General features: G+C 40.5%; 4 protein-coding genes. All 4 read right to left on the bottom strand.

Features of this window, described 5'->3' with window-relative positions; genetic code table 11:
• Nucleotides 1-402: 402 nt before the first annotated feature.
• The 4 genes from I6E56_RS14900 to I6E56_RS14885 all read right to left on the bottom strand — a co-directional run bounded on the left by I6E56_RS14900 (nt 403) and on the right by I6E56_RS14885 (nt 2,513).
• Entirely contained in the window at nt 403-1,611 is a 1,209-nt protein-coding gene (locus I6E56_RS14900) for a protein rep (protein ID WP_197139300.1), read from the bottom strand.
• A 77-nt stretch (nt 1,612-1,688) separates the two neighbouring features.
• Entirely contained in the window at nt 1,689-1,910 is a 222-nt protein-coding gene (locus I6E56_RS14895) for a hypothetical protein (RefSeq protein ID WP_197139299.1), read from the bottom strand.
• Nucleotides 1,907-2,179, bottom strand: a complete 273-nt coding sequence (locus I6E56_RS14890; protein ID WP_197139298.1) for a hypothetical protein — start codon at nt 2,177-2,179, stop codon at nt 1,907-1,909. Before I6E56_RS14890 ends, I6E56_RS14895 begins: the two co-directional genes overlap by 4 nt.
• Nucleotides 2,172-2,513, bottom strand: coding sequence for a hypothetical protein (locus I6E56_RS14885; RefSeq protein WP_197139297.1), 342 nt, complete (start codon nt 2,511-2,513; stop codon nt 2,172-2,174). The genes I6E56_RS14890 and I6E56_RS14885 overlap by 8 nt, the downstream gene beginning before the upstream one ends.
• Nucleotides 2,514-2,564 lie beyond the last annotated feature (51 nt).

Genomic DNA, 2,564 nt, shown 5'->3' with positions numbered 1-2,564 from the left:
TTAATGTTGCGAACATATCATCATCTAAAGTTAAATTAACCCTGTTTCGTTGCTTAGCCATATAGTAACCTATTTATTAATTAGTAACCAGTATAATTTATATCATACATAGTACTAGAGTATTGAGAAATCGCATAGTGCCTTAACGCTAGCCCTCGGCAAAAAGATGCCGAGTGCGCTACAGGCTACACTTCAAGAACTATGACATACGATAGCAAAAAGCTGTTAACTGGAGGGCAGAGGATTCAGAGAAATTGCGGAGGTAGGTTTTTCGCATTTAAGACTTGGGCAGTTGCCAAGTCGTAAGTGCGCATTTACTTCATTGGTGGCTAAAGTGGGGAGCTAAATAATATGTGCGTGTGTGCGTCGCGGTCGGGGGAGCGCGTACACCACACGCACATATTAAATCGCTAAGGCTTGCGCCCTAACATGATGCAAATCTGCATTTTTCATCATTTCATGTACATAATCTTTGGTATAACGTTCCGCCAATTCCATAATTAAATTTTCAGCTCGTTTCGATCCGAATTTAATATCATGTTCCTTAGCAGTCAAATATTCAGCCCTACACTTATAAATAAGGATTAAACGCCATAGCTCCATATCAAGAATATCGACCTGTAAGCTGTCCTTATCTGTTTCTGTGGCTAATTCATCATCTGTGACTTCATCGACCTTGAGCAGCTTTTTAAGCCCATTTGACCAGTTAAGCTGACGCTTGCCCTTGAACGCTTGTGCGAACACTTGAAACAAGTATCCTGACTTCTCACAGCCTGCTTCCGATTGCTTGAGCAAATCCCAAGGAGTTACACTGTCCTCTTTGCCTTTTTTGATGTGTCCTTTGGTGACTTCATCAGCCAAGCCCCACTTACTGACATACTTATCAGCATACTTGCCCTCTCTCAAGTCACAGCCATGTTCGATACTAGGTATCTTAAGCCCTGCTTTCTCGCAGCAATTCTGCCAAACAGTCGCTATAAAGTCCCTCAATTCCTTGGTATTGATAGCCCCTTTAAAAAATAGCAATATATGATAATGCGGATGCCAACCGTTTTTGCCGTAGGTAACTTCGGTAGCTGTGATATGACCAACTTTGCCCAATGCTTTAAACATCTCTTTTGGTTTTCTATCTGACCAGAAATATTTTAATGCCTTTTTTTGACCGCCGAGCTGCTGCTCTAGGTTATCACCATGATGGTGAGGGTTTGTGAGGGTTAGAAGTAAAACTATACCGCCTACCTCTTGAGCACCGTTAAGCCCTTGCCAGTATTCCATAGCTTGCTTTAATTCTTGGCGTCTGCCCTCGCTAATCTGTGCCGAGCATATAGGACAAGTCCATACACTACCGCAGCGTTGCACGTTGCTGTAATGCGCCTGTTCTCTCTTTTGATTGTATTTAACCTCAATGCCTTTTGTGGCATCGACACGATGACGTAAGCAGAAACGGACACGTTCTGTGGGGAGTAATTTTTTTGCTTCTTCTTGCAAAGAATACTTTGCGGTTCTACGAACTGCTAGCTCCGCTAGCCCTTTAATATCAGGCGTGGACGCATATTTCGTAAGTATACCAAGGGAATCCGTTTTTTGATTAGAATTACTAGCATTTTCCATGTTATAATAGCCTTGTCATTTGATGAAAAAGCCCTGTAGGATTGCACTCCTTAGCAGGGCTTTTTTATTGCTTGTCTTTAGAAACTAGATAGGGCGTATTCGTTGGTAGCGGTATCGCCCTCATCTATCTGTTGGTCTAAGGCAAATCTAAGTTTTGCCAATAGATGTAACTCTTTTGCTGTATGGATAAATTCAGAAGAATTGGCATTTGAAAAGAAATCAGCAGCAGCTTCCATCTGTGAATGAATACACTCTCTAAGAGCTTTCATATCATCATTGTTTAAATCTAATTGAATCATGCAGCACCTCTAATCTGTGGCTTAGAGCCTTTGCTAACAAAATAAATAATGCTGCCCTTGCTTGGAGCGAACGCTCCAACGTCAATAGAAATAATCTTCCCTTGTGCTTCGTTCCAATCGCTCAAGTCCTGAACGGTTAAACTCATTAAATCCATCTGAACATCACCATTGGGTAAAGCACGTTCACCCATTAGCTGTACTTTATGACGTTCGGCAAATTCTTCGCCTTCCTTATTCGTACCACCATCTTGGGTAAATACGTTAATCACTTTTCCTGTTATCTGTAGCATTGTCTTCTGACTCCTCGTCAGGTTTGTTAATCTCTCTCAAGGCTCTGTTAACTTCACCCTGAGCATGGTTAATTACATCTCCAGCATCAGCAACCAAATTGTTAAAAATCATTCTCGCATCAGACATTTGCATTTCATTAGCCTTTAACTTCTTCATCAAATCAATAGACAAATCTAAATGCGGTTTAACATCAGTTAATAAATCATTGATTAAAGCAGCCCTTGGCGTACCTGATAACTCAGATAATTCTGTTAATGTTGCGAACATATCATCATCTAAAGTTAAATTAACCCTGTTTCGTTGCTTAGCCATATAGTAACCTATTTATTAATTAGTAACCAGTATAATTTATATCATACATAG

The sequence above is a fragment of the Salinibacterium sp. NK8237 genome (assembly GCF_015864955.1).
Taxonomy (GTDB): domain Bacteria; phylum Actinomycetota; class Actinomycetes; order Actinomycetales; family Microbacteriaceae; genus Rhodoglobus.
This window is presented reverse-complemented; position numbering and strand designations above follow the sequence as displayed.

Coding starts and splice junctions, on each gene's coding strand:
- I6E56_RS14900 (WP_197139300.1), bottom strand. CDS start 1,611: ATGGAAAATGCTAGTAATTCTAATCAAAAAACGGATTCCCTTGGTATA.
- I6E56_RS14895 (WP_197139299.1), bottom strand. CDS start 1,910: ATGATTCAATTAGATTTAAACAATGATGATATGAAAGCTCTTAGAGAG.
- I6E56_RS14885 (WP_197139297.1), bottom strand. CDS start 2,513: ATGGCTAAGCAACGAAACAGGGTTAATTTAACTTTAGATGATGATATG.